The organism is Streptomyces sp. NPDC059080, assembly GCF_042739975.1.
Classification (GTDB): domain Bacteria; phylum Actinomycetota; class Actinomycetes; order Streptomycetales; family Streptomycetaceae; genus Streptomyces; species Streptomyces benahoarensis.
On record NZ_JBHYGX010000001.1, the window covers coordinates 332,736 to 356,522 of the forward strand.

Consider the following 23,787-nt stretch of genomic DNA (forward strand, 5'->3'; position numbering starts at 1 on the left):
TGGTCATGGGGGCCTACCTACCCGGCGTGGCGGGTGGGATGACAGAAGCCTCCCGGACGGCGGCCGATTCCGGGGCCGTCGGCCGCGCCACCCGCTGTGACCAGGGGTGTTGTTGCCTGCCGTGTGCCCCGCGCCGTAATCTCGCTTATCAGTGGAATTTGCCGATTGGTAGGGAGTTTTCCGTGGCCGATGACGTCCGGGACCGATTGGCGGAGCTGGACTTCGCGGGGATCACCCCCGAGGAGTTCGCCGGGATCGTCAAGGGCATCAGCGCCCGCCAGATCACCGAGATCGCCACCGGGGAGCTGCGCGCGCGGGTGCTGGGGGAGATCTTCGGGCGGATGGGCGAGCAGTTCCGTCCCGCGGCCGCCGGGGAGCTGCGCGCGCTGATCCGGTGGCGGATCACCGGCGAGTCGGAGGCCGTCTACGAGACCGTCATCGCCGACGGGTCGTGCACGGTCACCGAGGGCCGGTCGGCCGCCGACGCCCGGCTGACCCTGGCGATGGGGGACGCCGCCTTTCTCAAGCTGGTCTCCGGCAACGGCAGTCCGGTGACGATGTTCCTCACCCGGAAAATCACGGCCAGCGGCGATCTGGCCCTCGCCGCCGGGCTGCACCGCTACTTCGACATCCCCGCGACATGACCTCGCCCCGGCGGCCGTCCGCCCGGACGCGACCGGTGGAGGACGCGCCGGGGGTGGTAGGCGCCCGGTACGCGCTCCCTCGTGCGGCGGCCGGTCTTCGGGTGGAACGGGTCGCCGCCCCTGAGTGGCGTGGCGGCGGACCGCCCCGAACGGGGGGCGATTCCCGGCCACACTGAGCGAGGGGTTGCCCGCTCGGCCCGGCCCGTTCCGTCGCCCGGACGCCGATGGGTCCGCACGGCTTCCCGAGCGATTCCCGACGGACCGTCAAGTACCGCCTCCCGCAGGCTTACCGGTCGATTGATCCCGGCTCCCATCTGCAACAACGCTCTTCCGTAGGTATGTTGGGAGGCGAGCCCGGCCCGGTCGCCCGTTCGTATGGCGGCCGCAGAACCATGCCGGTGGCGCCGAACGACGGGAACGTAAGTCATGAGCCAAGAGCCACAGCCGCTGTCCACTGTCGTCGATGTCAGCATCCCGAGCGTGGCCCGGATGTACGACCATTACCTCGGCGGCAAGGACAACTACTCCGTCGACCGTGAGGCGTGCGAGGAGCTGGACAAGATCGCGCCCAGCACCCGTGCGCTGGCCATCAACAACCGCCGATTCCTCCAGCGGGCGGTGCGCTGGCTCGCCCAGGAACAGGGCATCCGGCAGTTCATCGACCACGGCTCCGGCCTGCCGACGCAGGACAACGTCCACCAGGTCGCCCAGGCCATCGACCCGGAATCCCGCGTCGTCTACGTCGACAACGACCCGATCGTCCTCGCGCACGGCCGGGCGATGCTGGAGGAGGACCACCGCACCGCCGTGATCCAGGCGGACATGCGCGACACCGACGGCATATTCGGCAGCGCCGAGGTCGAGCGGCTCATCGACTTCGGCCAGCCCGTCGCCGCGCTCTTCGTCTCCGTACTGCACTGCATCCCGGACGAGGACGACCCCAAGGCCCTCGTCACCCGGGTCGCCGAAAAGCTCTGCCCCGGCAGCTTCCTGGTGGCCTCCCACTTGGTCAGCGAGGACCAGGCGACCCGGGACTTCGTCACGGAGCTCATGCAGGTCTCCACCCAGGGGCAGTGGGGCCGGGTGCGCCGGGCGAGCGAAGTGGAGACGTTCCTGGAGGGGCTGGAGGTCCTGGAGCCGGGGCTCGTCGAGGTCTCCACCTGGAAGCCGGACGGCAGCCTGGGACCGAAGCAGACGACCAAGGAGTGGATCGAGTACGGCGGCGTGGCGCGGAAGAACTGACCCACCGGCAGACATGAGGGAGGCGGGGCCGCCGGGCCCCGCCTCCCTCATGTGTGATGCCGTCCGGCGGCTCAACTCAGCTCGCGCAGCAGCCCTTCCAGGATCGCCAGCGAACCGCGCGGCGATTCGGCCTGGGCGCTCAGCCGGTCCATGACGGCGAGGTAGTGGTCCACGTCGTCGCGCTTGTCCAGGTAGAGCGCGCTGGTCAGCTGCTCCAGATAGACGATGTCCGGCAGATCCGGCTCCAGGAACCGCAGGATCGTGATCGGCCCACCGGCCGCCGCGAGCCCGCCGAGGCTGAACGGTGCGATCTGCAGCGTGACGTTCGGCAGCTTCGACATCTCCAGCAGATGGCGCAGCTGCTCGGCCATCACCTGCGGGCTGCCCAGCGGACGCCGCAGCGACGCCTCGTCTATCACCGCCCACAGCCGGGGCGCGTGCGGCGCCGTCAGCAGCTTCTGGCGCTCCACGCGCAGCGCCACCCGCCGCTCGACGTCCTCGGCCGACGCCCGCGGATGACCGAGCCGGGCCACCGCGTGGGCGTACTCCGGCGTCTGCAGCAGACCCGGGACGAACTGCACCTCGTACGTCCGGATCACCGACGCCGCCTCTTCGAGACCGATGTGCGTCTCGAACCAGCTGGGCAGCACATCGTTGTACCGATGCCACCACCCCGGGTTGCTGGTGCGGCGGGCGAGCGCGAGGAAATCGGCGCGCTCCGCATCGGCGGTGACGCCGTAGAGCGTCAGCAGATCGGAGATGTCCCGTTCCTTGCAGCTCACCCGGCCCAGCTCCAGGCGGCTGATCTTGGCGTGGGAGCCGCGGATCGCGTCACCCGCCGCCTCCCGGGAGACGCCGGCGGCCTCCCGGAGTCGCCGCAGCTGGGTGCCGAGGACGATGCGCAGCACCGTCGGCCCGCCCCGCGGGTTGTCGAGGTAATGGCGCAGTGAGGGTTCACGGCTCGGCTGCGCGGCGGTCATGCGGACTCCCCTGGGTGGTTGGGCGAGCGCTCAGTGTCCCACTGCGAAAAGGAAACGTACAGCGAGTCGATTATCCGGACGACATATGCGTCAGTCACGGCCGATCAGATCGTCGAAGTCGCCGTCCTTGGCGCCTTGGACGAATGCCGCGATCTCGTCGCGGGTGTAGATCAGGGCCGGTCCGCCGGTGTGCCGGGAGTTGCGCACCGCGACCCCGCCATCCGAAAGAACCGCCAGCTCAACGCAGTTGCCGCTCGGGTTGCTGCGGCGGCTCTTGCGCCACTGGGCCCGCTCGATACGGGTCGACTGAATGCCGTTGGGCACCGTCTCCATCACTGTCGCTCCCTTGCTGGAGGCACGGCCTCCTACCGGTCCCGGGCCCGTCATCCACGATGGCGTGAACAAGCCCCTGTGCGACCGTCCTTACCGATGTAATTGCAGATGCACTTGCAGCGGGGGGCGGCTGACGAGGATATTAGCTGTCCCGAGCAGTGCAGCCCAGACCAGAAGCGCCCCTTCGCGGAGACGTGATGACGACACATCCGGCAGAGACCGTGTACGCAACACCGCGCAAGGAACTGCGCGACGACGGCAGGTGGGTGCCCGGCCCCGATGCGTTCGCCGCCTGCGCGCTGAGCGCCTCCGCCCGCACCGTCGCCGACGCCCGGCGCTTCACCCTGTCCACGCTCCGCGGCTGGCAGATATGCGCCGCCCTCGCCGACGACGCCACCCTCATCGTCTCCGAACTCGTCAGCAACGCCCTGCGCTACGGCGTCCGCGACGCCCACGGCACGGCGGGCGGCCGGGTGGCGGGGCCCGTCGTCACCCCCGCCTGGCTCGCCCTGACCCGGCGCGACGACGGCGTCATGTGCGCGGTCTCCGACGGCGGCGGGAGCACCCCGGTGATCGGCACACCCGACCCGCTCGCCGAATCCGGCCGCGGCCTGCGCATCGTCGAACAGCTCAGTGACGCCTGGGGATGGACCCTTCCCGACCGCACCGGCAAAACCGTCTGGGCCACCCTCTCGCCCCGCAACTGATCCAGGGCCTGTCGTCGAACTCCCGTTGTCGCCCGGTACGGCCCGGGGCCCGGACGCAAAGATGCCCGGGCGGGCCGGTCACCGGCCGCCCGGGCATCCGCCGCCCAAGCTCGTCCTCAGTGATCCTCCGGAGGCAGCCCGAAGGCCGTCAGGAGGCGTTCGGCGGCCAGCGTCGCGGTGAGCAGACCCGAGCGGACCTCCCGCTCGACGTCCGGGGCGATCCGCCGCACCTCCGGATCGTGGCGCAGCCGGTCCACGAGCTGATCGCGGACCATCGTCCACACCCACTCCACCTGCTGCGCACGGCGCCGCTCGGCGAGCGCGCCGGTCGACTCCAGCAGCGCACGGTGCCGCTCCACGCGCTCCCACAGCTCATCGAGGCCCGTGCCCTCCCGGGCGCTGCAGGTGAGCACCGGCGGCGTCCACGCCGCGTCCGGCGGCTGCAACAGCCGCAGCGCACCGGACAGTTCCCGGGCCGCCGCGCGGGCGTCCCGCTCGTGCGGACCGTCGGCCTTGTTGACGGAGACCAGATCCGCCAGCTCCAGCACGCCCTTCTTGATGCCCTGGAGCTGATCGCCGGTCCGCGCCAGCGTCAGCAGCACGAACGTGTCGACCATGTCGGCCACGGCCGTCTCGGACTGCCCGACGCCCACCGTCTCCACCAGGACGACGTCGTACCCCGCCGCCTCCATCACGATGATCGACTCCCGGGTCGCCCGCGCCACCCCGCCCAGCGTCCCGGACGTGGGGGAGGGCCGGACGAACGCCGCCGGGTCGGTCGCCAGCCGCGCCATCCGGGTCTTGTCGCCCAGGATGGAACCGCCGGTACGGCTCGACGACGGATCGACGGCGAGCACCGCGACCCGGTGCCCGGCGCCCGTCAGCCGCGAGCCGAGCGCGTCGATGAACGTCGACTTGCCGACCCCGGGCACCCCGCTGATCCCCACCCGCCGCGCCGCACCGGAGTAGGGCAGCAGCGCGACGAGCAGCCGCTGGGCCGCCGCGCGGTGGTCGGCGCGGCTGGACTCCACCAGCGTCACGGCCCGCGCGATCCAGGCCCGGGAACCCGCCCGGACCCCCTCCGCGTACCGCTCGACATCGATCCTCGCGGGCATCAGCGCCTCACCGCTCGTGGCCAAGGGCCTGCGCGAGGTCCCGGACCAGGTCGTACGCGGCGTCCGGGATGACCGTGCCGGGCGGGAAGACCGCCGCGGCGCCCATGTCCCGGAGCGTCTGCACGTCCTGCGGGGGGATCACCCCGCCCACTACGACGGTGATGTCCTCCCGGCCCTCGGCCGCCAGCGCCTCGCGCAGTGCGGGCACCAGCGTCAGATGGCCGGCTGCCAGTGACGAGACGCCGACGATGTGCACATCGGCCTCCACCGCCTGCCGCGCCACCTCGGCCGGGGTCTGGAACAGCGGGCCGACGTCGACGTCGAAACCCAGGTCGGCGAAGGCCGTGGCGATCACCTTCTGGCCGCGGTCGTGGCCGTCCTGGCCCATCTTGGCCACCAGGATGCGCGGCCGGCGGCCCTCGGCGCGCTCGAACTCGGCCACCAGATCCCGGGTGCGGCCGACACCGGAGGAGGGGCCCGCTTCATCTCGGTACACACCGGAGATCGTACGGATCTGCCCGGAGTGACGGCCGTAGACCTCCTCCAGGGCGTCGGAGATCTCCCCGACCGTCGCCATCGCACGCGCCGCGTCCACCGCCAGCGCGAGCAGGTTGCCCTCCAGCCCCTCGCCGGGACCGGACCGCGCCGCCTCGGTCAGTGCCCGCAGCGCCGCCCGGCAGGCGTCCTCGTCCCGCTCGGCCCGCAGCCGCTTCAGCTTCTCGATCTGCTGGGCACGGACCGCGGAGTTGTCGACCTTGAGGACCTCGATCTCCTCGTCGGTCTCCACCCGGTACTTGTTCACCCCGATCAGCGCCTGCCGCCCGGAGTCGATCCGCGCCTGGGTACGGGCCGCCGCCTCCTCCACCCGGAGCTTGGGGAGGCCCGCGTCGATCGCCTTCGCCATCCCGCCGGCCGCCTCCACCTCCTCGATGTGCTGCCACGCCCGCCGCGCCAGATCCTGCGTCAACTTCTCGACGTACGCACTGCCGCCCCACGGATCGATGACCCGGCAGGTCCCCGACTCCTGCTGGAGGAAGAGCTGGGTGTTCCGGGCGATCCGCGCGGAGAAGTCGGTGGGCAGCGCCAGCGCCTCGTCCAGCGCGTTGGTGTGCAGCGACTGGGTATGGCCCTGCGTCGCCGCCATCGCCTCCACGCACGTCCGCGTCACGTTGTTGAAGACGTCCTGCGCCGTCAGCGACCAGCCCGACGTCTGCGAATGGGTGCGCAGCGACAGCGACTTGGGGTTCTTCGGGCCGAACTGCTGCACCAGCTTGGCCCACAGCAGCCGCGCCGCCCGCAGTTTGGCGATCTCCATGAAGAAGTTCATGCCGATCGCCCAGAAGAAGGAGAGCCGCGGCGCGAAGGCGTCCACGTCCATGCCCGCCGCCATGCCCGCGCGCAGATACTCCACCCCGTCGGCAAGCGTGTACGCCAGCTCCAGATCGGCCGTCGCGCCCGCCTCCTGGATGTGGTACCCGGAGATCGAGATGGAGTTGTACCGCGGCATCTTCTGCGAGGTGTACGCGAAGATGTCGGAGATGATCCGCATCGACGGCTGCGGCGGATAGATATAGGTGTTGCGGACCATGAACTCCTTGAGGATGTCGTTCTGAATGGTCCCGGCCAGCTTCTCGGGCGGTACGCCCTGCTCCTCGGCGGCCACGATGTAGAGGGCGAGAACGGGCAGCACCGCGCCGTTCATCGTCATCGACACCGTCATCCGGTCCAGCGGAATGCCCTCGAAGAGCTGACGCATGTCGTAGAGCGAATCGATCGCCACGCCCGCCATGCCGACGTCACCCGTCACCCGTGGGTGGTCGCTGTCGTAGCCGCGGTGGGTGGGCAGGTCGAAGGCGACCGACAGGCCCTTCTGCCCGGCCGCGAGATTGCGCCGGTAGAAGGCGTTGGACTCCTCGGCGGTGGAGAACCCGGCGTACTGCCGGATGGTCCACGGCTGATTGACGTACATCGTCGGGTACGGGCCGCGCAGATACGGCGTGATGCCCGGGTACGTCCGCAGGAAGTCCACACCGTCGAGATCGGCGCCGGTGTACAGCGGCTTCACGCCGATGCCCTCGGGCGTCTCCCACGTCAGGTCCGCGACGCTCGCGCCGGTGGCCTGCTCGACGGCCTTGGCCCACCGCGCGGGGTCCGTGCCGTCCGCCGTGCCGTCCAGCGGCACCCCACTGAAGTCCGGGACGGTGCCCGGGCCGTCCGTCCGCCGTGTCCCGGTCATCACGCCACCTCCATAACGTCCAGGGCCGAGGCGAGGGCCCCGGCCGCGTCGCAGCCGGTGAAGACGTACGCGTCCACCCCTGCCTGCCCGAACTCCTCGCGCCGCTCACCGGGCGCACCCGCCAGATACACCCGCACCGCACCGGCCGCCTTCAGCGCCGCCGCGACCTGGGCCGCCTGCTCCGCGTAGAGCGTGTCGCTGCCGCACAGGCACGCGATCCGGGCGCCGCTCGCCGCGAAGGCGGCGGCCACCGTCCCGGCGTCCACCGACGCGGGCTCGTGCACCGTCTCGACGCCGCCCGCCTGGAAGAGGTTGGCGGCGAACGACACCCGCGCGGTGTGCGCGGCGGCCGGACCCAGCGCCGCCAGGAACACCTTCGGACGGGCGCCGGTGGCCGCCAGATGCGCGTCCGACCTGGCCCGCAGCGCCTCGTACGCATCGTCCCGCCGCACCCGCGGCAACCCGCCCCCGGCAGGGACCGGCGCGGCCTCGCGGCGCACCGGGGCCTCCGCAAGATACGGGAACTCGCTGACGCCGGTGATCGGTTCGCGGCGGGTCGCCAGGTCACGGGAGCGGCGCTCCCAGGTCGCCGCGAGCCGGTCAGCGATCAGCCCGGAGCGGAGCGCAGCGGCCTGGCCGCCCGCGCCCTCGATCTCCTGGAACCACGCCCAGGCCGCGCGCGCCAGCTCGTCCGTCAGCTCCTCGACGTACCAGGAGCCACCGGCCGGGTCGATCACCTTCGACAGATGCGACTCCTCCAGCAGCACCGCCTGGGTGTTGCGGGCGATACGGCGGGCGAACGCGTCCGGCAGGCCGAGGGCCGCGTCGAACGGCAGCACCGTCACCGCGTCCGCGCCGCCGACCCCGGCCGACAGCCCGGCGACGGTGGTGCGCAGCATGTTCACCCACGGGTCGCGGCGGCTCATCATCACCGGCGATGTCACCGCGTGCTGGCGCTGCGCCCGCGCCTCGGGCGAGGCGCCGCACACCTCGGCGACCCGCGCCCACAGGCGGCGCGCGGCGCGCAGCGTGGCGATGGTCAGGAACTGGTCGGCGGTGGCGGCGTAGCGGAACTCCAGCTGGCCGCAGGCGGCGTCGATGTCCAGGCCCGCGGCGGTCAGCGCGCGCAGCTGGGCGACGCCGGTGGCCAGCGAGCAGCCCAGCTCCTCGGCGGCCGAACCGCCGGCCTCGTGGTACGGCAGCGCGTCGACGGTCAGCGCCCGCAGCCCCGGCGCCTCGGCGGCGCACCGCGCGGCCAGCGACGCGGCGGCCGCCAGGTGGGCGTCGAGCGCGGTGTCGTCGCCGCCGCGGGCGACGAGCGCCAGCGGGTCGGCGCCGAGCGTGCCGGTCAGAGCGGCCGGGACCACGCCGCCGGCGGCGGCCAGCGCGAACAGCGCCTCGGCGGCCGCGGCGAACTCCCCGCCCGCGTCGAGCGCGACGGCGGCGAGGTCCAGATGGACGCCCGCGAGGGCCCGCGGCAGCGCGTCGAGGGGCACCCCGTCCTCGCCCACGGCCAGCCACAGCGAGGTGACGCCGTTCTCCAGGTCGGCGAGGGCCGCCTCGTTGACCCGGTCCGGGTCGGCGTACGCCTGGCGCTGGCGTACGTCCCATCCGGCGACGGTGGCGCCCTCGGGACGGCCGCCCCGGACGAACGGCGGGAAGCCGGGGAGCCCCGCGTCGGGGTACCCGTCGTCGGCGGTGTAGAGGGGACGGACGCGGATGCCGTCGGGGAGATCGGTGGCGAGCGCGTCCTCGGGGGCGTCCGCCGCCGGGGTGGCGCCCGACTTGCGCAGCACACCCGCGACGAGGTGCTGCCACTGCGTGCGGTCGGCTTCCGGGAACGCGGCGGCCAGGGGGAGTTCGGGGGACTCGGCGGTCATGGCAGCAGGCTAGGCGAATGAGCGTCAGCTGGAGCAGGGGCTCTCGCTGTGACCTTGAACTCGTTGATCCGTGCGGGTGCAAGGGCGCGGCACGGGGCGGCCGGAGCACGGTACGGCGCGTCCGGCCGCGTGCCGCCGCGCCTCAGCGGGCGTGCTCCCGGCGCCATTCCCGGGCCCGTTCCTCGATGTCGAACGGGGTGAGGCCCAGCGGCGGTCCTTCGAGCGGGGCGCGCAGGGCCGCGCGGATCTTCTCGTTGACGACGGTCAGGATGCGGCGCAGCGCCGCCTCGCTCGGCGCGGCGGCCGCGGTCTGCGCCGCCTCCTCGGCCTCCTTGCGCAGCGCCAGCGACGGAGGCAGGTAGGAAAGGTCCTCGCGGGCCATCTTGTCCTTGACCCACCACAGTTCGTCGTACGGCTTGTCCAGACCGGGCAGCGGTTTGCCGACGCCGGGCAGCCCGGCGAAGTCACCCCGCTCCTGCGCCTCGCGGATCTGCTTGTCGATCCAGGACTCGAAGTCGACGCCGGGGGGTTTGCGCTCGGTCATCGGGTGCCTCTCGCGGGATGCGGGCCTGCGGGACCGTGCCGCACCGCGCGCGGGGCCGCTGCGCGCGGGGGCGCTTCTCCACGGTAGCCCGCCCGGCACGGGCGGCGGCGGGCTCAGGGCGACGACGGCACCGCGGACGGCTGGACCACCGGGAACGCGGTGTCGCCGGCGCAGATCATCGGGCCGACGCGGGAGCCGGAGCCGGTCAGGGTGACCCGTACGGAGGATGGCGGGTGGCCGCCGGGCACCTCGGCGTTGGCCGCCGTGCACACCAGCTGGCTCAGGGCGGCGGTGTCCAGTTTCCGCGGCGGGACGGGCAACACAATGTCGACCTGGCCATCGCCCGCGCGTGCCCGCAGCCGGCCGGGCAGCTCGGGCAGCGCGCTGGAGAGCCCGCGCTGCCGTTCGGCGTGGTCGGGGCCGTCGAGCAGCAGGTCGAGGGCGAACTGCGGGTCGGCCGGCGCCTTCGCCGGGCGGGTCGCGGAGCGCAGTCCGGCCGGGCCGTAGAAGAACAGCTGGACGCCGGTCTCCGGGCGGCCCGGGGCCTTCACCCCGGACGCCGGGGCGCCCGCGTCGATCACATCGCTGGGCTCGATACCGCAGCCGGCCGGCACGGTCACGGCGGCGCAGGCCAACGCGGTCACGGCCAGGAGCCGGGGGGCGCGGGGGCGGGGGGAGGTCATGCGGGGGCCTCCTTGCCAGGGGTGTGCGAGGTGGCGGATCCCGGGGTCGGGTCGGCCGGGCCGTCGGAACCGGCGGGCCCGGGGCCCGTCCGCGCCCCCGCCTCGTCCGGCGGCCGCACCGGCAGCTCCACGGTGAACACCGCGCCGCCGCCGGGCGCGTTGGCGGCGCGGACGGTGCCGCCGTGCAGCAGGACGTTCTCCCGGGCGATGGCCAGGCCCAGGCCGCTGCCCTCGGAGCGGGCGCGTGCCGAGTCCGCCTTGTAGAAGCGGTCGAAGACGTGCGGCAGCACCTGCGGATCGATGCCGGGGCCGCTGTCGCGGACCTCCAGCATCAGCCGGTCCGCGCCGGGTCCGGGGGCCCGAAGCCGGACGTGGACCGGGCTGCCGCCGTGGTGCAGGGCGTTGCCGACGAGGTTGGCGACGACGACGTCCAGCCGCCGCGGGTCGACGCGGGCGCGGACGCCGTCGGGCAGCTCCGCGCCGACCTCGTCCTGCCAGGCGCGGGCCTGGAGCGTCTTGCGGACGGTCTCGGCGACGTCCACCTCGTCCAGGTGGAGCGCGGCGGCGCCCGCGTCGAACCGGGAGACCTCCATCAGGTCCTCCACCATGCGCGTCAACTTTCCGGTTTCCTGACTGATCAGCCGGACCGCGGACGCGGTGTCCGGGTCGAGCGTCGCGGCGTCCTCGTCCAGTACGTCGGTGACCGCGGTCATCGCGGCGAGCGGGGTGCGCAGCTCGTGCGAGACGTCCGCGGCGAACCGGTGGGCATTGGCCTCCAGGCGCCGCAGCTCCGCGACGCTGGCCTCCAGCTCCTCCGCCATGTCGTTGAACGACCGGGACAGCCCGGCGAGTTCGTCGGTGCCCTTGACCTCCAGCCGGGTGTCGAGCTTCCCCTCGGCGAGCCGCCCGGCCGCCTGCCGTAGCCGCCGCACCGGCCGCAGCACACCCCGGGCGGCGAGCAGCGCGGGCAGCACCGACAGCGCCAGCGCCGGCAGCGCGCCCCGTTGTGCCGCGCTGACCAGCGCCTCGACGTTGGCCTCCTCGGCGTTCAGGGGGAGTTGGGCGTAGACGGACAGGGCGGACGGCGCGCCGTCGGACTGGCGTACCGGCATGCCGATCAGCAGCCAGGGATCGCCGTTGCGCACCACCCGCTGGAACGCCGGGACATGGCGCTGCTCGACGGACTTCTCCAGATCGGCGGGGAGAACGGCCGGGCTGCCGGGCGGGGCGTCGTCGCCGCCCGGGACGCCGCGGTAGCGGACGCGGACGTCCCAGTCGCGGGAGGTGCCGGAGCGCTCCAGCTGGAGGCGGAGGGCCTCCAGATCGGTGCGGGTGGGCGGCACGGCCAGCTCGGGGGCGAGCGAATTGATCTGGGTGCGCAGGTCGTTGACGGCCATGTCCTGGGAGCGCTGCAGGATGGCGTTGCGGGCCTCGCGGTACGTCAGCCCGGCGGTGGTCAGCGCGCTGACCGCGGCGACCAGCAAAAACGCCACGACCAGCCGGGCCCGCAGGCCCCGCAGCAGCCCCGGGGGCAGCAGGCGGCGGCGCCTCACAGGGGGCCGAAGCGGTAGCCGAAACCGCGCACGGTCTGGACGAAGCGGGGGCTGCGCGGGGTGTCCTCTATCTTCGTGCGCAGCCGCATCACACAGGCGTCCACCAGCCGGGCGTCGCCGTGGTAGCTGTGCTCCCAGACGTGTTCCAGCAGCTGCTGGCGGCTGAAGACCTGCCCGGGGGTGGCCGACAGGAACAGCAGCAGCTTCATCTCGGAGGGCGCGAGCGCGAGGTCCCGGCCGCCCTTGGCGACGACGAGCCCGGCGCGGTCGATGGCGAGCGTGCCGTACGACTCGACGGGCGCGGGGCCGAGTTCGGCGGCGGCCCCGTCGGCGGGCGGCGCGGTGCGGCGCAGCACCGCGCGGATGCGCGCTTCCAGGACCTCGCCGCGGGCCGGTTTGACGATGTAGTCGTCGGCGCCCGCCTCCAGGCCGAGGACCACGTCGAGGTCGTCGCCGCGTGCGGTGAGCATGATGATCGGCAGTTGCCGCTCGGCGCGGATCAGGCGGCAGACCTCGAAGCCGTCCTTGCCCGGCAGCATGAGGTCGAGCAGCACGATGTCCGGCCGGAAACCGGGCAGCAGACCGAGCCCTTCCTCGCCGCTGCCCGCCGCCGCGACATCGTGGCCGCGCCGCCGCAGGGCGAGGGTCACCCCGTCGCGTACGGCGGCGTCGTCCTCGATCAGAAGTACACGTGGCATGGGTTCAGTATCAAGAACTTTCATGATGGATCGGTAACAGAGGCATCCTGATCGTTTTCCTTATCATCTGTGGGGGTGCGGCTGGGTGTCGGAAAACGCCCGGACCGTACGAGACGACAGAACTCCCACACGATGCGAGGGACGGCATGAACACGGCGGGGCGCTTCGGGAACGGGCGCGGGATCCTCAAGACGGTCACCGCGACGATGGTGGCGCTCGGCGCCGCCGGGGCGCTGGCCCTGGCGTGGCCCGGCGGTCCCACGAGCGCGGAGGCGGACACCCCCGCGGCCACCCCCGCGGCCACCCCCACGGCCACCCACCGTCCAGCCGTCCGCCCCGTGGACCCGTCGATCGTGCACGCCTCGGACCGCCCCGGCCGCAGCCTCAACGTCACCATCGACGACGGCCCGGACCCGGTGTGGACCCCGAAGGTCCTGGAGGTGCTGGAACGGCACCACGTCAAGGCGGTGTTCTGCATGATCGGACCGCAGGCCGCGGCCCACCCCGACCTCGTACGCCGGGTGGTCGCCGCCGGGCACCGGCTCTGCGACCACACGATCAGCCACGACACCGGCATGGACCACCGGCCGGAGCGCTACCAGTCGGACCAGATCCTCCCCGCACAGCGGATGATCGAGAAGGCCGGGGGCGCGCCGGTGCGCTACTACCGGGCGCCCGGCGGCGCGTTCACGCCGTACAGCCGCGCCCTCGCGGCCCGGCACGGGATGCGGCCGCTGGGCTGGAACATCGACAGCAAGGACTTCGAGGGCGGCTCCGTCGCCACGATCGAGGCGACCGTCCGAAGCGAGCTGACGAACGGTCCGACCGTCCTCTTCCACGACGGCGGCGGCGACCGCTCCCGCACCGTCGAGGCGCTGGACCGCCTGCTGCCGTCGCTGCGGCAGCAGGGCTACGGGTTCGGCTTCCCGCAGCACTGAGGCCGCGTCCCCGGTGGGCACGGAGCGGTGCCCGCCGGGGACGCGGTGGGGAGCGGGCGCCGGGCGGTCACGCCGCGCCGAACAGGGTGGCGAGACCGCGGTCGACATCGAGGTGGGCCGGCTCCCGACCGGCCGGGACCGCCGCGTACGACCGGGCGAGGAAGCGCCGCACGTCCGCCGTCCGCAGCTGCACCATCGCCACGCCCTCGTCGGCGTGGAACTCCATGACCGTGCGCTCCGGACCGGCCGGACGCACCTGCACATCGCCCCGGCCCGCGGGAGCGTGCACCCCCTCGGCCAGCAACTCGCGCGCGAACGCCCAGTCCACCGCGGCTCCGTCGAGCGAGATCTCCGGCGGGAACGACATCCGCACCGCCAGCGGATCGGAGGGGTGGTAGCGCAGCACGGCGGGGACCGTGTGCGGTCCGGGGGTCGTCGCGAGGAGGCGGACCTGGACGGCGTGGTCGATGGCGGCGGGCATCGCGGCGGCTCCTCACAACTGTCGGTTCACGGCATCACTCATCCCTTAGGACGAACGACGGGCCCCGGTCGTGCACGCACAGAGGGTGTGATCTGCGTCATGGCGCGCATCGGCGGAGGAGAAGCGGGTAGCCGCCGTGGTCGTCCACCGGCCACCGCGCCGCCCGCCGGCCCGGGCGCCGCCCGCGCCGCGCCGTCCACTGGCCACCGCGCCCGCCGCTCAGGGCCGTCCGCCGCCGTCCGCCCCCACCAGGAACTCCTCGACGATGCCCGGCGCGGCGGCCGCGGCGAACCCCGGTGCCCGCGCCGCGGCCAGGTCCGGGATCCGGTGGCGGCCCTCGCCCGCGGCGAACGCGGCCGTCAGCGTCACCAGACCGGCCCGGCGGCCGAACGGCGTGCTGGAGAACGTCCACGCCGCGACCGCCGACCGCTCCAACGCCAGCGTGTCCCGGCTGAACACCCCCGAACGCACCACGAGATGGCCACCGCACAGCCCGTGCCCGAGCGCCCGGTACGCCGCCCGCGCCGCCCACCACGCCACGCCCGCCGACACCACCGCGTACGCCCCCGCCCAGGGCAGCAGCACCGGCGCGAAGGCCACGCCGCAACCGGCCGACAACGCCGTGCCCGGCAGCGTCACCCACAGCAGTCCGCGCAGCCGCCGCCTGCGCAGCGCCGCCCGGGGATGGCGCACCAGCGTGGCCGGGACGCCCCGCCCCGGGAGCGGCGGATCGGGGAACGGCGCGCGCAGCGCCCCACCGGCGACCCGCACCGCCAGCGCGCGCGGCGCGGGCGGCAGCAGCCCGCTGCGCGCACGGTTCTCGTCGCGGTCACCGAGCCCGCCGGCCACGGCCCGCACCGCCGCCCCGCCGCCCGCCCGCAGCAGCAGCGGCTCCCGGAGCAGCACCCCGCGCAGCCGGGCCCGGCCGACGGTGACCGTACGGGTGGTGAACAGGCCACGCCGCACCCGCAGCGTCGAGGCATCGGCCCACTCCAGGCGGTGGTCCCACCAGTTCTCCGCGTACAGCGCCACCGCACCGACCGCCCCGGCGGCCAGCAGCACGAGCAGCGCCGCAGGGACCGTCAGCCACGGCGACACGGTGCCGAACGCCGCGAACGCCCGCTGTACGAAGCCCAGTTCCCAGAAGTCGACGCCCATGCCGTGCAGCACGCGGTGGACCGTACCCGCCGCGATCAGTACGCCGCCGACCACCCAGAACGTCAGCGGCGCGTACCACAGCCAGCGCGGCGAGAAGCGCGCCAGCACCGGATCGTCCGTCGCCGCGCCGGACGACGCGCGGGCGAGCAGCGCACCCCGCAGCCGCCCGGCCTCGGCGACCGGCAGCGCGTCCAGCACCGGCACACCGCTCCCGTCGCCCGCGGTCCCGGCCCGCAGCGCCGTCAGCCGCAGCACCCGGTGGAGCGGCGTCGCGGTGAGATCGACGGTACGGATCCGGTCCAGCGGCACGGTGCGCAGCCGCCGGGTCAGCACCCCCGTCCGCACCTCCAGCGCGGCGCCGGTGACCCGGAACTCCGTACGGGCCCAGCGCACCGCGCCGACCGCGGTGACCACGGCGAACGACACGGTGAGTGCGGCCAGCGCGATCCAGGTGCCCGGCGGGATCCGCCCGCCGGTGGCCACGGCCGCCGCCGCGAGGGAGGTCAGCGGCGGGAGCGGCCAGGTGGCGTGGACCAGGAGGGTGCGCGGATGGGTGCGGCGCCAGCCGCCGTCCCGGGGCGGCGGGGGAGTCGTGGGGGTCATGCCGCGTCCCCCGGGACCAGCTGCGCCGCCGCGCCGATCCGCCGGGACAGCTCGTCCGCCCCCGCGTCGGACAGCCCGCGGATCGTGAGGTCACCCGCGGTCGATGCGGTGGTGACGGTGACCGTCGCCAGCCCGAACCGGCGCTCCAGCGGGCCCCGCACCGTGTCGACCGTCTGCACCCGCGACAGCGGCGCGATCCGCCGCCGCTGCCGGTACCAGCCGTCGGACGCGTACACCGCCCGCTCGCCCAACTCCCAGGCGTGCACCGCGTACCGCACCCGCGGCATCAGCGCGAGGTGGGCGAGCGCCGGGACGACGAGCGCGGCCAGGAGCGGGCCCAGCCACGGCAGCGCCCCCGGGAAGAAGAGCAGGGCGCAGACCGCGAGCGCCGCCGCGGTCAGCAGCGCCGGGCCGCTCACCGTCAGCAGCGCCCGCGCCGTCCACCAGCGGCGCGCCCGCGGGTCGACGCGATGCCGCGGCGGCCGCAGCGCAGCGGTGGGAGGAGGTGCGGTTCCGGATCCAGGCATGGCGATTCCCCGTTTGCAAGTCAACCGTATTGGACGTGAGCACGTTATACCGTACGAGTGACTTGTAAAAACGGGCCGTGCCGGAACGGTCCGACGACGGGAGGCCGGGGCGTGCCCAAGAAGGTCGATCACGAGGCCCGGCGACGGGAGATCGCGGAGGCGCTCTGGCGGATCGCGAGCGCCCGGGGCCTGGACGGCGCCGGACTGCGCGACGTCGCCGCCGAAGCCGGTATCTCCCTGGGGCGGCTACAGCACTACTTCCGCAGCAAGGACGACATGCTCGCCTTCGCCCTGCGCCACATCAACGCACTGGCCGACCGCCGCATCCGCGACCGCATCGAGGCCCTGGACGAGGAGCCGACGCCCCGCGTGGTGCTGCGGACCTGCCTGGTCGGCATGTTGCCGCTGGACGACCGCAGCCGCACCGGCGCCCTCGTCGGTGCCGCCTACTTCGTCCGCGCCGTACACGACGCGGACCTGCGCGCCGAGGCCAAGAACGGCATCCCTCACCTCCGTGACTTCTTCACCGGGCAACTCCGCCGCGCCGCGGACCGCGGCGAACTCCCGCCCGCCCGCGCCACGGACGACGAGGCGATGCTCCTCATCAGCCTCGTCGACGGCCTCTCCACCTATCTCCTTCTGGAGGTCCACACCCCGGAGCAGGCCCTCCGCCTGCTCGATCTCCACCTGGGGCAACTCTTCGACGGGAGAGCCGGGGAGCGGCGGGGAGCGGCGGGGTGACGGGCTCGGGTGACTGCCGATCGCCGGAGTTGAACTGACGTCACGTCAGGGCGGCGTGAGGGCTTCGGGCTGCCCAGCGCCCGCCGCCCGCGCTGAGGGTGCTTCAGGAAGATTGGCCCCACCTGCCCTTGTCTGTCCCCACCCGCCCTTACCTTTCGTTTCCGGGGTGGACGCTCGTGTATCACGCGGGGCGTACGGGAGCGCACCGTGACCCCTTTCACCCATGCCACGTGCCGGTCATGGCCCGACAGATGGGAGAATCAACGCTCCTAGGAGGACGAATTCCCGGGCCTGCTCCCGGACCGAACCTTCCCGGGACGCGCGGCCACCGCCGTCCCGTCCCGGGGCGAACACCGAAGGTTGCCCCCCATGTCTGAAGCCACCGCGGACTCCGCGCGGCCCGCGGACCGGCTCACCCCCACCGTGTCGGTCCCCGCACAGACCGGCCCCCCCGAGGAACCCGGCGCCTCCGCCGTCGACGTCTACGCCGAGCTGTACGCCCAGGAGCATCCGCGCCTGGTGGGCTACGCCCGCTCGCTGCTCGCGAACACCTGGCTCGCCGAGGACGTCGTCGCCGAGGCGCACTTCCGGGTGTGGCGCCGCATCCATGGCGGCCACCACATCGACAACGTCCCGGCGTATCTGCGGACCACCATCCGCCACCTCGCCTCCAGCGCCGGATCGGACGCGGCCCGCGAGGTCCCCCGAGACCCCGAGGACGGCCAGACCTGGCCCGAGGTCGCCACCGTCGTCGGCGCCACCCCGCCGGAGGACCCGGCGCAGCGCGTCGCCTACGTCGACCAGCTCGCCCGCGTCCTCGACCAACTCCCGCACCGCTGGGTGAAGGCCCTCTGGCTCGCCGAGGCCGAGGGCCAGCCGCTGGAGGCCGTCGGCAAGGCCATCGGCGCGGGCAAGGGCGCCACCGCCGTCCTCCTCCACCGTGCCCGGGAAGGCATGCGCCAGGCGTTCCTGCGCGGCCTGCCGGGCAGCCCGGATGCGGCCGCGTGCGGCACCCACTGGGAGCGGATGCCCGCCTATCTGCGCGGCGAGGCCACTGCCCGGCAGGCCGACGGCATCGCCGAGCACCTCCCGGACTGCGCCGACTGCCGCGACCGGCTCGCCCTGCTCACCCGCGCCAACCACCGCCTGCCCGCGCTCACCGGCCCCGCGCTGCTGGTGTTCCTGGCCGGGGGATCGGCGAAGTTCCTGCTCCCCCTGCTCGGCGCCGGAGCCGGGGCGGGAGCGGCCGCCGCGGCCTCCTCCGGCGCCACCCCGGCCCCCGGCAGCGTCCTGGGGGCCCTGCGCCGACTGCTGCGCATCCGCTCCGGACCGGCCACCGCAACGGCCGCCGGAGTCACGGTCGTCGCCGTCGCCGGGGCGGCGGTGGCCGCCGGGTACGTCCTCACCGGCGAGGATGCCCCGCCGCCGAAACCCCGGCCGCACGCCACGGCCCCGGCGCCGCGGTCGCCCGCTGCCCCGGCCACGCGCGCCGCTCCCCACGGCAGCCCGGATGCGCTGTCCCCGGCCGCCCCTCCGGCGCACCCCGCCGTGGGTACTCCGTCGGCGCCGTCCCCGTCCCCGTCCCCGTCTCCGTCCGCCACCACCGCACCGCCGTCGCCCCGGCCCTCGGATCCGTCGACCGCGCCCACGACACCCGGGCCCACGGAGACTCCGAGCCCGACGCCGACCCCGAGTCCTACGACATCGCCGTCACCGACGCCCACGCCGACTCCGACCCCTACGCCGACCCCTACGGAAACCCCGACGCCGACCCCCACTCCGACCCCTACGACCACGCCGACCACTGTCCCGCCCAGCCCGACGCCGACCGTCCACTGCGGCTGGCACCGGGAAGGCTCGACATGGGTGTGGAGCTGCACGCGGGGGTAGAGGGTGTCCGTGGAGTCCCGTCGTCGGTGCGGCTGCGGCAGCAGTTCGAGGGGGTGCTGTGGCGGTTTCGGACGGGCGGGCAGTGGCGGGAAACGCCCGCCGTCCCTGCGCCCGCCCGGACGCGCCCGCCCGGACGCGCCCGCCCGGACGCGCCCGCCCGGACGCGCCCGCCCGGACGCGGTCGCCGGGGGCAAGGCGTACTCGTCCCGCGGGCTCAGGCGAGGGAGGCGACCAGCAGGGTGAAGGCGGCGATGATGACGGCGACGCGGACGTAGTGGAAGCGGTCCCAGCGGTTCTTCTGCTCCTTCCAGTCCTCGGGCCGGTTCTCGGGGGTCCATGTCTTGCCCCGGTTGTTGATCGGGACGAGCAGCAGAAGCGACATGATCACGCTCAAGATCAGCAGCGCGGCGGCGATGACGACGAGGCCGGCGCTGGGGCGGTGCCATCCGGCGATGGCCCAGACCGCGACAAGAACGAGCGAGCCGATGTACCAGACCGGCATCACGGCGCCGAGCATCCGGCCGCCGTGGCTTCGGCCGAGTTGGCCGCTGTCGTCGGGGAGTGCGTTGAAGATCGGGTTCATGACGAAGGCGACGGAGAACTCCACTCCCACCATCAGGCCGACGATCACGGTGGTGACGATCTCAAGTGCGTTGAGCATGACTGCCCCTCCTGGATCTAGCGCTGCTAGCTGATGAGGCAACGCTAGTGCTACTGCCGCTCGATTGTCTAGCGGTGCTAGGATCGACTCATGTCGGTACAGGAACGCAAGCAGCGTGAACGGGTGGAGCGCGAGCGCCTCATCGTGGCCACGGCCCGCGAACTCGCCGAGCAGCAGGGCTGGGACGCGGTCACCACCCGCCGGCTCGCCGAGCGCATCGAATACAGCCAGCCCGTCCTCTACAGCCATTTCCGCGGCAAGCGCGAGATCATCGGTGCCGTCGCCCTCAAGGGTGCCGCCGAGATGGCCGTGGCGCTGCGGGCCGCGACCTCCGCCGCGGACGGCCCTCGCACCCGGGTCACCGCCCTCGCCCGCGCCTACCTCGACTTCGCGGAGCGCAACCCGGCGGTCTACGACGCCATGTTCCGGCTCGACGGCGGCCTGGCGTTCGCGAACGAGGACACCCCGGAGCCGCTGAAGGACGCCTTTGCCGCCCTACTGGAAAGCCTTGGCGAGGCCGCCGGGGACGGCGTCCACCCGGCACTGTTCACCGAGGTGTTCTGGGCGGCCCTGCACGGGGTGGCCACCCTGACCCGGGCGGGACGGCTGCCGCCGGAGGACACCGAGCGGAGGGTGGAGCTGCTGGTGGACCGGCTCGCCATGGTCTGACACACCGTCCTGGCGGGCACGCAGCCGGGGTCCTCGGGCCCCGCTGCCTGCCTGCGGTATCGCTTCCGGTCACTCGCGCCCCCACGGCGCAGCCGCAGATCGCCGGGCCCCCCGTACCCCAGACGGGGCACCCGCCCCGGAAGCTGCGGTGCTCATTGATCACGACCCGATACGCGCCCCGGGGGCCGGAGTGGGCGCGCCCCGGGGCACGCGTTCCGGGACGCTTCGTCAGGGGCCCGCACGTCGCGGTGACGAACGGGCGGCCGAAGTGGGGGCCTTGCCGTGAGTCGGCGGGCCTCGCCCTCAGTCCAGCAGGCTGCCGAGGCGGCCTTCCAGGACGACGAGGAGTTCGCCCAGCCCCTCGGAAAGTTCCTCGCGGCGGCGCTCACCGACGCCGTCGAGCAACGTCGCCTCGTACGCCAGCTGTTCGGGCAGGATCCGGTCGATGAGGTCGCGGCCCTCGTCCGTGAGGGAGAGATGGGCGACCCGGCGGTCGCGGTCGTCCGCGCGGCGGCTGATCAGCCCGCGCGCCTCCAGCTGCCGCAGCCGCTTGGTGACCGCGGCGCCCGACGCGAACGTCTCCCGCGCCACCCGGCCCGGCGTCAGCTCCCGGTCCATCCGGCGCAGCGTGCCCAGGATGTCGAACTCCGGACGGGACAGCCCGGCCCGCCGCAACGGCGCGTCGGCGGCCTGCTGCAACAACGCCGAACAGCGGTTGAGCCGCCCGATCAACGCCATCGGACCGGTGTCCAGCCCCGGGTGCACCTGCTGCCACTGACGCAGCACTCCCGCGACGATGTCCTCGGCCACCCGGCTCTCCTCTCGGCCTCGTACGGCGCGGGCCCGGCTCAGCTCACCGTCGTACGCCGTCAATTGTGCCTGCCGCGGCCACTGCTTCCGGCACGGGCCGGACGGACGGCGCGGACCCGGCCAGGCGCCGCGCCAGCAGCGCCAGGGTGCGGTGACCGTGCTGTTCCGCCCGGGCCACCCGCTCCTCCGGCAGCGCCCGCTGCCACCACTCGCCCGAGGCCACATCGACGGCCTCCCGCAGCTCGGCCAGCGCCCCGGCCAGCCGGTCGCGCGCCCAGCCGGTCTCCCGCGCGTCCGCCGCACCAAGGACCGCGTTCGCCGCGAGCAACCGCCGGGCCGCGATCTGCGCCGCGGTGGTCCGCTCCAGCGCCGCCCCGATACGGTCGCCGGCCCGCCGATTGGTGACCAGTACGCAGCAGACCAGGCCCAGCACGGCACCCACCACCGTGTCGATCCACCGGTCGGCGACGAGCACCCGGGCCGGCAACGGGTTGCCGAACTCCGTCAGCAGCAACGCCATGGGCGTGACGCACACTGACCCGAGCCAGTAGTTCCGCGTGATCCACGCCTCCGCACCGAACTGGAAGACCAGCGCGAGCGCGATCATCGCCAGATGACCGGTGTGGATCAGCGGCAGCAGCGCGGTGAACAGCACCAGCCCCAGCAGATTCCCCACCGAACGCTGCAACGCCCGCTGTCCGGACAACGTCGTGTTCGCCTGGAACACCGACGCCGCCGTGACAACGGCCCAGTACGGATGCCCGACCCCGAGCCCCATCGAGACCCATCCGGCCAGCGCACACCCCACGGCGGTCCGGAGTCCGACCGGCAACAGCGGCGAACCGGGCCGGAACGCGGCTCCTACGGTTCGCCATCCGCGCGCCCGCCCGGGGGCAGGGGCGCGCGGTGCGTACCCGGGGGGCCCGGATCCGCGGGTCGCGTCACCTCGGGGCCCGGGGATCCCTTCGCCGATGCCGTCGACGGGAGCCTCCTCGGCCTGCGCACGGTCCTCGGGTCGGCCGGCCTGGCCACGGTTCTCGGGTCGGTCGGCCTGGCCACGGTCCTCGGGTCGGTCGGCCTGCGCACGGCCCTCGGGTCGGCCGGCCTGGCCACGGTCCTCGGGTCGGCCGGCCTGTGCATCGCTGTCCTGCGCATCGCTGTTCTGAGGCCGGCCGGCATCGATGTGCCGGTCGATGCGTTGGCCGGCCTGCTGGCGGTCCAGCTCGATGCCGATCAGCTCCGCCCGCTGCGACGGGGTGAGGGCCACAACGGGGAGTGGCCCATTGCCGCGGACCTCATGCGCCCATTGAGCGAATACTTCGGCTTCCGCTTCCGCTTCCGCTTCGGCTTCCGCTTCGGCGGTGGCGGGAGGCGCCGGTATGACCGTACGGGACGAGTGGGGTGCGGGCCCGCCGATGCGCTCACCTGCGCCCCCACCGTTCTCCCCGTCCACTGCCCCGCCCAGCACAGCCTCGGCCCGGACGAGCAGCCGCTCCAGTCCGGTCCGTGACTCGGCCTTCGCGGGCGTACGCGCGGGAACCAGGAAAACCGTGTGCCAGGCGGCGTTCACCGCCGTCGCCGTCGCCTGCCGGGCACGCGCCACCGCGCCCTCGGCCTCCCCGGGCGCCGTGCCCAGGGCCGTCGCCTCGGCACGCAACTGCGCCGCCGCTGCCTCCAGCGCCCGAGCGGTGGCTATCCGCTCCGGCCCCCGCGCCCGCACCAGCGCGGGCGCCATCCCCACCAGCCACGCCACCGATCCGGCCGCCAGCGCCAGCATCAGATGCAGCGGTACGTCCGCGATCTGCTGCGGCACGAAGAACGCCGACGCCGCGATGAACGTGAAGATGAGATTGCCCGGCGGCCCGATCCGCGTCGCATCGCAGACCACCTTGTGTACCGCGGCAAGCACCGAGGCCAACGCCACCAGCACCGCGGCGGACGACACCAGCGACGCCGCCGTCAGCGCCACCCCCAGGCTCGCCACCATGCCGAGCACCACCCACGGCAAGGTCCGGGCCCGCGCCGCATACGGGAGCCCGTGCCCGTAGAGGGCGCACATCGCTCCCGCCGAGGTGTAAAGCACCAGGTCCATGCGTCCCAACGCGAAGAGCGTGAAGTCCGGGATCGCCAGCGCCACCACCGCGCTCAGCGCCGGCTTGTGCCAGATGTCCACCGGCTGCCGCAACCGCACAGCACTCCACACCGGCAACGGCCGCACCCCACTCCACAGAGCCCCGCCCCCGCGCCTCCCGGCCGCCTTCGCGTGCTTACTCATACGCAAAGATTAGCAGGTGTTTTACTTATGAAAGATATAGTGTGAGTCACGTGGGGCGGTGCGGGTTGGCGGGGGAGGGGACGTGGGGTGGGGTGCAGCCCGCCGTCGGGGCGGGCGGGCGAGGTGCAGGGCTTGCGGAGGAACCGGTCCAGCGGGCGGGCCGCAGCTCGGGGCGCGGTGGGAGAAGTGGTGGGAGAACACGGGCCGCAGTCGGAGTGCGGGCTGTACTCGGGGCGAGGTGCCCGGACGTGCTCGTCTATGCCCCGGCGGCTGCCCGGAGCTCGCTGCCGAGCAGCGCGGGGTGCCGTTACCTGCGAGACGGCGCCCACCTGCGCGGCGGACGGAGTTCCTCAGACCCGGGACGAGACGCCATGCGGGACGAGACGCAGTCCGGGACGAGATGCCATCCCGTACGGGGC

General features: G+C 73.7%; 22 protein-coding genes and 1 pseudogene. 8 read left to right on the forward strand and 15 right to left on the reverse strand.

Annotation, left to right across the window (positions count from 1 at the left end; translation table 11 throughout):
• The first annotated feature begins 182 nt into the window (after positions 1–182).
• Positions 183–644 (forward strand): SCP2 sterol-binding domain-containing protein, encoded by a 462-nt coding sequence (locus tag ACFWWQ_RS00930; protein ID WP_384587949.1) that lies wholly within the window; start codon positions 183–185, stop codon positions 642–644.
• Between the two features lie 426 nt (positions 645–1,070).
• Positions 1,071–1,886, forward strand: coding sequence for an SAM-dependent methyltransferase (locus ACFWWQ_RS00935; protein WP_384587952.1), 816 nt, complete (start codon positions 1,071–1,073; stop codon positions 1,884–1,886).
• Positions 1,887–1,957: 71 nt separating this feature from the next.
• On the opposite strand, the gene ACFWWQ_RS00940 is transcribed toward ACFWWQ_RS00935, so the two are convergent.
• Positions 1,958–2,866, reverse strand: a complete 909-nt coding sequence (locus ACFWWQ_RS00940; RefSeq protein WP_384587955.1) for a helix-turn-helix domain-containing protein — start codon at positions 2,864–2,866, stop codon at positions 1,958–1,960.
• A 90-nt stretch (positions 2,867–2,956) separates the two neighbouring features.
• Positions 2,957–3,199: a DUF397 domain-containing protein gene (locus ACFWWQ_RS00945; protein WP_384587958.1), complete on the reverse strand. Its 243-nt coding sequence runs from the start codon at positions 3,197–3,199 to the stop codon at positions 2,957–2,959.
• 197 nt (positions 3,200–3,396) lie between these two features.
• Between ACFWWQ_RS00945 and ACFWWQ_RS00950 the strand changes: the two genes are divergently transcribed.
• On the forward strand, positions 3,397–3,906 hold the full coding sequence (locus ACFWWQ_RS00950) for an ATP-binding protein (RefSeq protein WP_384587961.1): 510 nt from the start codon (positions 3,397–3,399) through the stop codon (positions 3,904–3,906).
• A gap of 116 nt (positions 3,907–4,022) precedes the next feature.
• On the opposite strand, the gene meaB is transcribed toward ACFWWQ_RS00950, so the two are convergent.
• The 7 genes from meaB to ACFWWQ_RS00985 form a co-directional block, all read right to left on the reverse strand.
• Complete coding sequence (gene meaB / locus ACFWWQ_RS00955) at positions 4,023–5,021, reverse strand: methylmalonyl Co-A mutase-associated GTPase MeaB (protein WP_384587965.1); 999 nt, start codon at positions 5,019–5,021, stop codon at positions 4,023–4,025.
• Between the two features lie 7 nt (positions 5,022–5,028).
• Positions 5,029–7,257, reverse strand: coding sequence for a methylmalonyl-CoA mutase (scpA, locus tag ACFWWQ_RS00960; RefSeq protein ID WP_384587968.1), 2,229 nt, complete (start codon positions 7,255–7,257; stop codon positions 5,029–5,031).
• Complete coding sequence (locus tag ACFWWQ_RS00965) at positions 7,257–9,137, reverse strand: methylmalonyl-CoA mutase family protein (RefSeq protein WP_384587971.1); 1,881 nt, start codon at positions 9,135–9,137, stop codon at positions 7,257–7,259. The genes scpA and ACFWWQ_RS00965 overlap by 1 nt, the downstream gene beginning before the upstream one ends.
• 142 nt (positions 9,138–9,279) lie before the next feature.
• Complete coding sequence (locus tag ACFWWQ_RS00970) at positions 9,280–9,681, reverse strand: DUF1992 domain-containing protein (protein ID WP_384587974.1); 402 nt, start codon at positions 9,679–9,681, stop codon at positions 9,280–9,282.
• Positions 9,682–9,794: 113 nt separating this feature from the next.
• Complete coding sequence (locus ACFWWQ_RS00975) at positions 9,795–10,364, reverse strand: hypothetical protein (protein WP_384587976.1); 570 nt, start codon at positions 10,362–10,364, stop codon at positions 9,795–9,797.
• Entirely contained in the window at positions 10,361–11,917 is a 1,557-nt protein-coding gene (locus tag ACFWWQ_RS00980) for an ATP-binding protein (protein WP_384587979.1), read from the reverse strand. The genes ACFWWQ_RS00975 and ACFWWQ_RS00980 overlap by 4 nt, the downstream gene beginning before the upstream one ends.
• Complete coding sequence (locus ACFWWQ_RS00985) at positions 11,914–12,615, reverse strand: response regulator (protein ID WP_384587982.1); 702 nt, start codon at positions 12,613–12,615, stop codon at positions 11,914–11,916. The genes ACFWWQ_RS00980 and ACFWWQ_RS00985 overlap by 4 nt, the downstream gene beginning before the upstream one ends.
• A 146-nt stretch (positions 12,616–12,761) precedes the next feature.
• Here ACFWWQ_RS00985 and ACFWWQ_RS00990 point away from each other — a divergent pair, with 146 nt between their 5' ends.
• Positions 12,762–13,553 carry a polysaccharide deacetylase family protein gene (locus tag ACFWWQ_RS00990; protein ID WP_384587985.1) on the forward strand — a complete coding sequence of 264 codons (792 nt, stop codon included), beginning with the start codon at positions 12,762–12,764 and terminating at the stop codon, positions 13,551–13,553.
• 67 nt (positions 13,554–13,620) lie between these two features.
• Here the strand turns inward: ACFWWQ_RS00990 and ACFWWQ_RS00995 are convergent, their stop codons facing one another.
• The 3 genes from ACFWWQ_RS00995 to ACFWWQ_RS01005 form a co-directional block, all read right to left on the reverse strand.
• The gene (locus ACFWWQ_RS00995; protein WP_384587988.1) at positions 13,621–14,034 is read right to left on the reverse strand and encodes an SsgA family sporulation/cell division regulator; all 414 of its coding nucleotides are present in this window, start codon (positions 14,032–14,034) and stop codon (positions 13,621–13,623) included.
• Between the two features lie 219 nt (positions 14,035–14,253).
• Positions 14,254–15,795 (reverse strand): PH domain-containing protein, encoded by a 1,542-nt coding sequence (locus tag ACFWWQ_RS01000; protein WP_384587991.1) that lies wholly within the window; start codon positions 15,793–15,795, stop codon positions 14,254–14,256.
• A complete protein-coding gene (locus ACFWWQ_RS01005; protein ID WP_384587994.1) occupies positions 15,792–16,322 on the reverse strand; it encodes a PH domain-containing protein in 531 nt (176 codons plus the stop codon). Before ACFWWQ_RS01005 ends, ACFWWQ_RS01000 begins: the two co-directional genes overlap by 4 nt.
• 111 nt (positions 16,323–16,433) lie before the next feature.
• Here ACFWWQ_RS01005 and ACFWWQ_RS01010 point away from each other — a divergent pair, with 111 nt between their 5' ends.
• The 3 genes and pseudogenes from ACFWWQ_RS01010 to ACFWWQ_RS01020 all read left to right on the forward strand — a co-directional run.
• On the forward strand, positions 16,434–17,063 hold the full coding sequence (locus ACFWWQ_RS01010) for a TetR/AcrR family transcriptional regulator (RefSeq protein WP_384587997.1): 630 nt from the start codon (positions 16,434–16,436) through the stop codon (positions 17,061–17,063).
• A 369-nt stretch (positions 17,064–17,432) separates the two neighbouring features.
• Positions 17,433–18,953, forward strand: a complete 1,521-nt coding sequence (locus ACFWWQ_RS01015; RefSeq protein ID WP_384587999.1) for a sigma-70 family RNA polymerase sigma factor — start codon at positions 17,433–17,435, stop codon at positions 18,951–18,953.
• An 8-nt stretch (positions 18,954–18,961) separates the two neighbouring features.
• Positions 18,962–19,075 (forward strand): annotated as a pseudogene (locus ACFWWQ_RS01020) (IS5/IS1182 family transposase); the annotation flags it as partial.
• 92 nt (positions 19,076–19,167) lie between these two features.
• On the opposite strand, the gene ACFWWQ_RS01025 reads toward ACFWWQ_RS01020, so the two are convergent.
• Positions 19,168–19,614 carry an anthrone oxygenase family protein gene (locus tag ACFWWQ_RS01025; protein ID WP_384588002.1) on the reverse strand — a complete coding sequence of 149 codons (447 nt, stop codon included), beginning with the start codon at positions 19,612–19,614 and terminating at the stop codon, positions 19,168–19,170.
• Between the two features lie 90 nt (positions 19,615–19,704).
• Between ACFWWQ_RS01025 and ACFWWQ_RS01030 the strand changes: the two genes are divergently transcribed.
• Positions 19,705–20,283, forward strand: coding sequence for a TetR/AcrR family transcriptional regulator (locus tag ACFWWQ_RS01030; RefSeq protein ID WP_384588005.1), 579 nt, complete (start codon positions 19,705–19,707; stop codon positions 20,281–20,283).
• Between the two features lie 303 nt (positions 20,284–20,586).
• Here ACFWWQ_RS01030 and ACFWWQ_RS01035 read toward each other — a convergent pair whose 3' ends face one another.
• Together ACFWWQ_RS01035 and ACFWWQ_RS01040 are read right to left on the reverse strand one after the other, a co-directional pair.
• Positions 20,587–21,093: a MarR family winged helix-turn-helix transcriptional regulator gene (locus ACFWWQ_RS01035; RefSeq protein WP_384588008.1), complete on the reverse strand. Its 507-nt coding sequence runs from the start codon at positions 21,091–21,093 to the stop codon at positions 20,587–20,589.
• Between the two features lie 43 nt (positions 21,094–21,136).
• Entirely contained in the window at positions 21,137–23,368 is a 2,232-nt protein-coding gene (locus ACFWWQ_RS01040; RefSeq protein WP_384588011.1) for an FUSC family protein, read from the reverse strand.
• Between the last annotated feature and the right edge of the window lie 419 nt (positions 23,369–23,787).

Bases quoted from the DNA above. Each gene is read 5' to 3' on its own strand.
- ACFWWQ_RS00935 (WP_384587952.1), top strand. From the start codon at position 1,071: ATGAGCCAAGAGCCACAGCCGCTGTCCACTGTCGTCGATGTCAGCATC.
- ACFWWQ_RS00940 (WP_384587955.1), bottom strand. From the start codon at position 2,866: ATGACCGCCGCGCAGCCGAGCCGTGAACCCTCACTGCGCCATTACCTC.
- ACFWWQ_RS00945 (WP_384587958.1), bottom strand. From the start codon at position 3,199: ATGGAGACGGTGCCCAACGGCATTCAGTCGACCCGTATCGAGCGGGCC.
- ACFWWQ_RS00950 (WP_384587961.1), top strand. From the start codon at position 3,397: ATGACGACACATCCGGCAGAGACCGTGTACGCAACACCGCGCAAGGAA.
- meaB (WP_384587965.1), bottom strand. From the start codon at position 5,021: ATGCCCGCGAGGATCGATGTCGAGCGGTACGCGGAGGGGGTCCGGGCG.
- scpA (WP_384587968.1), bottom strand. From the start codon at position 7,257: ATGACCGGGACACGGCGGACGGACGGCCCGGGCACCGTCCCGGACTTC.
- ACFWWQ_RS00965 (WP_384587971.1), bottom strand. From the start codon at position 9,137: ATGACCGCCGAGTCCCCCGAACTCCCCCTGGCCGCCGCGTTCCCGGAA.
- ACFWWQ_RS00970 (WP_384587974.1), bottom strand. From the start codon at position 9,681: ATGACCGAGCGCAAACCCCCCGGCGTCGACTTCGAGTCCTGGATCGAC.
- ACFWWQ_RS00975 (WP_384587976.1), bottom strand. From the start codon at position 10,364: ATGACCTCCCCCCGCCCCCGCGCCCCCCGGCTCCTGGCCGTGACCGCG.
- ACFWWQ_RS00985 (WP_384587982.1), bottom strand. From the start codon at position 12,615: ATGCCACGTGTACTTCTGATCGAGGACGACGCCGCCGTACGCGACGGG.
- ACFWWQ_RS00990 (WP_384587985.1), top strand. From the start codon at position 12,762: ATGAACACGGCGGGGCGCTTCGGGAACGGGCGCGGGATCCTCAAGACG.
- ACFWWQ_RS00995 (WP_384587988.1), bottom strand. From the start codon at position 14,034: ATGCCCGCCGCCATCGACCACGCCGTCCAGGTCCGCCTCCTCGCGACG.
- ACFWWQ_RS01000 (WP_384587991.1), bottom strand. From the start codon at position 15,795: ATGACCCCCACGACTCCCCCGCCGCCCCGGGACGGCGGCTGGCGCCGC.
- ACFWWQ_RS01005 (WP_384587994.1), bottom strand. From the start codon at position 16,322: ATGCCTGGATCCGGAACCGCACCTCCTCCCACCGCTGCGCTGCGGCCG.
- ACFWWQ_RS01015 (WP_384587999.1), top strand. From the start codon at position 17,433: ATGTCTGAAGCCACCGCGGACTCCGCGCGGCCCGCGGACCGGCTCACC.
- ACFWWQ_RS01025 (WP_384588002.1), bottom strand. From the start codon at position 19,614: ATGCTCAACGCACTTGAGATCGTCACCACCGTGATCGTCGGCCTGATG.
- ACFWWQ_RS01030 (WP_384588005.1), top strand. From the start codon at position 19,705: ATGTCGGTACAGGAACGCAAGCAGCGTGAACGGGTGGAGCGCGAGCGC.
- ACFWWQ_RS01040 (WP_384588011.1), bottom strand. From the start codon at position 23,368: ATGAGTAAGCACGCGAAGGCGGCCGGGAGGCGCGGGGGCGGGGCTCTG.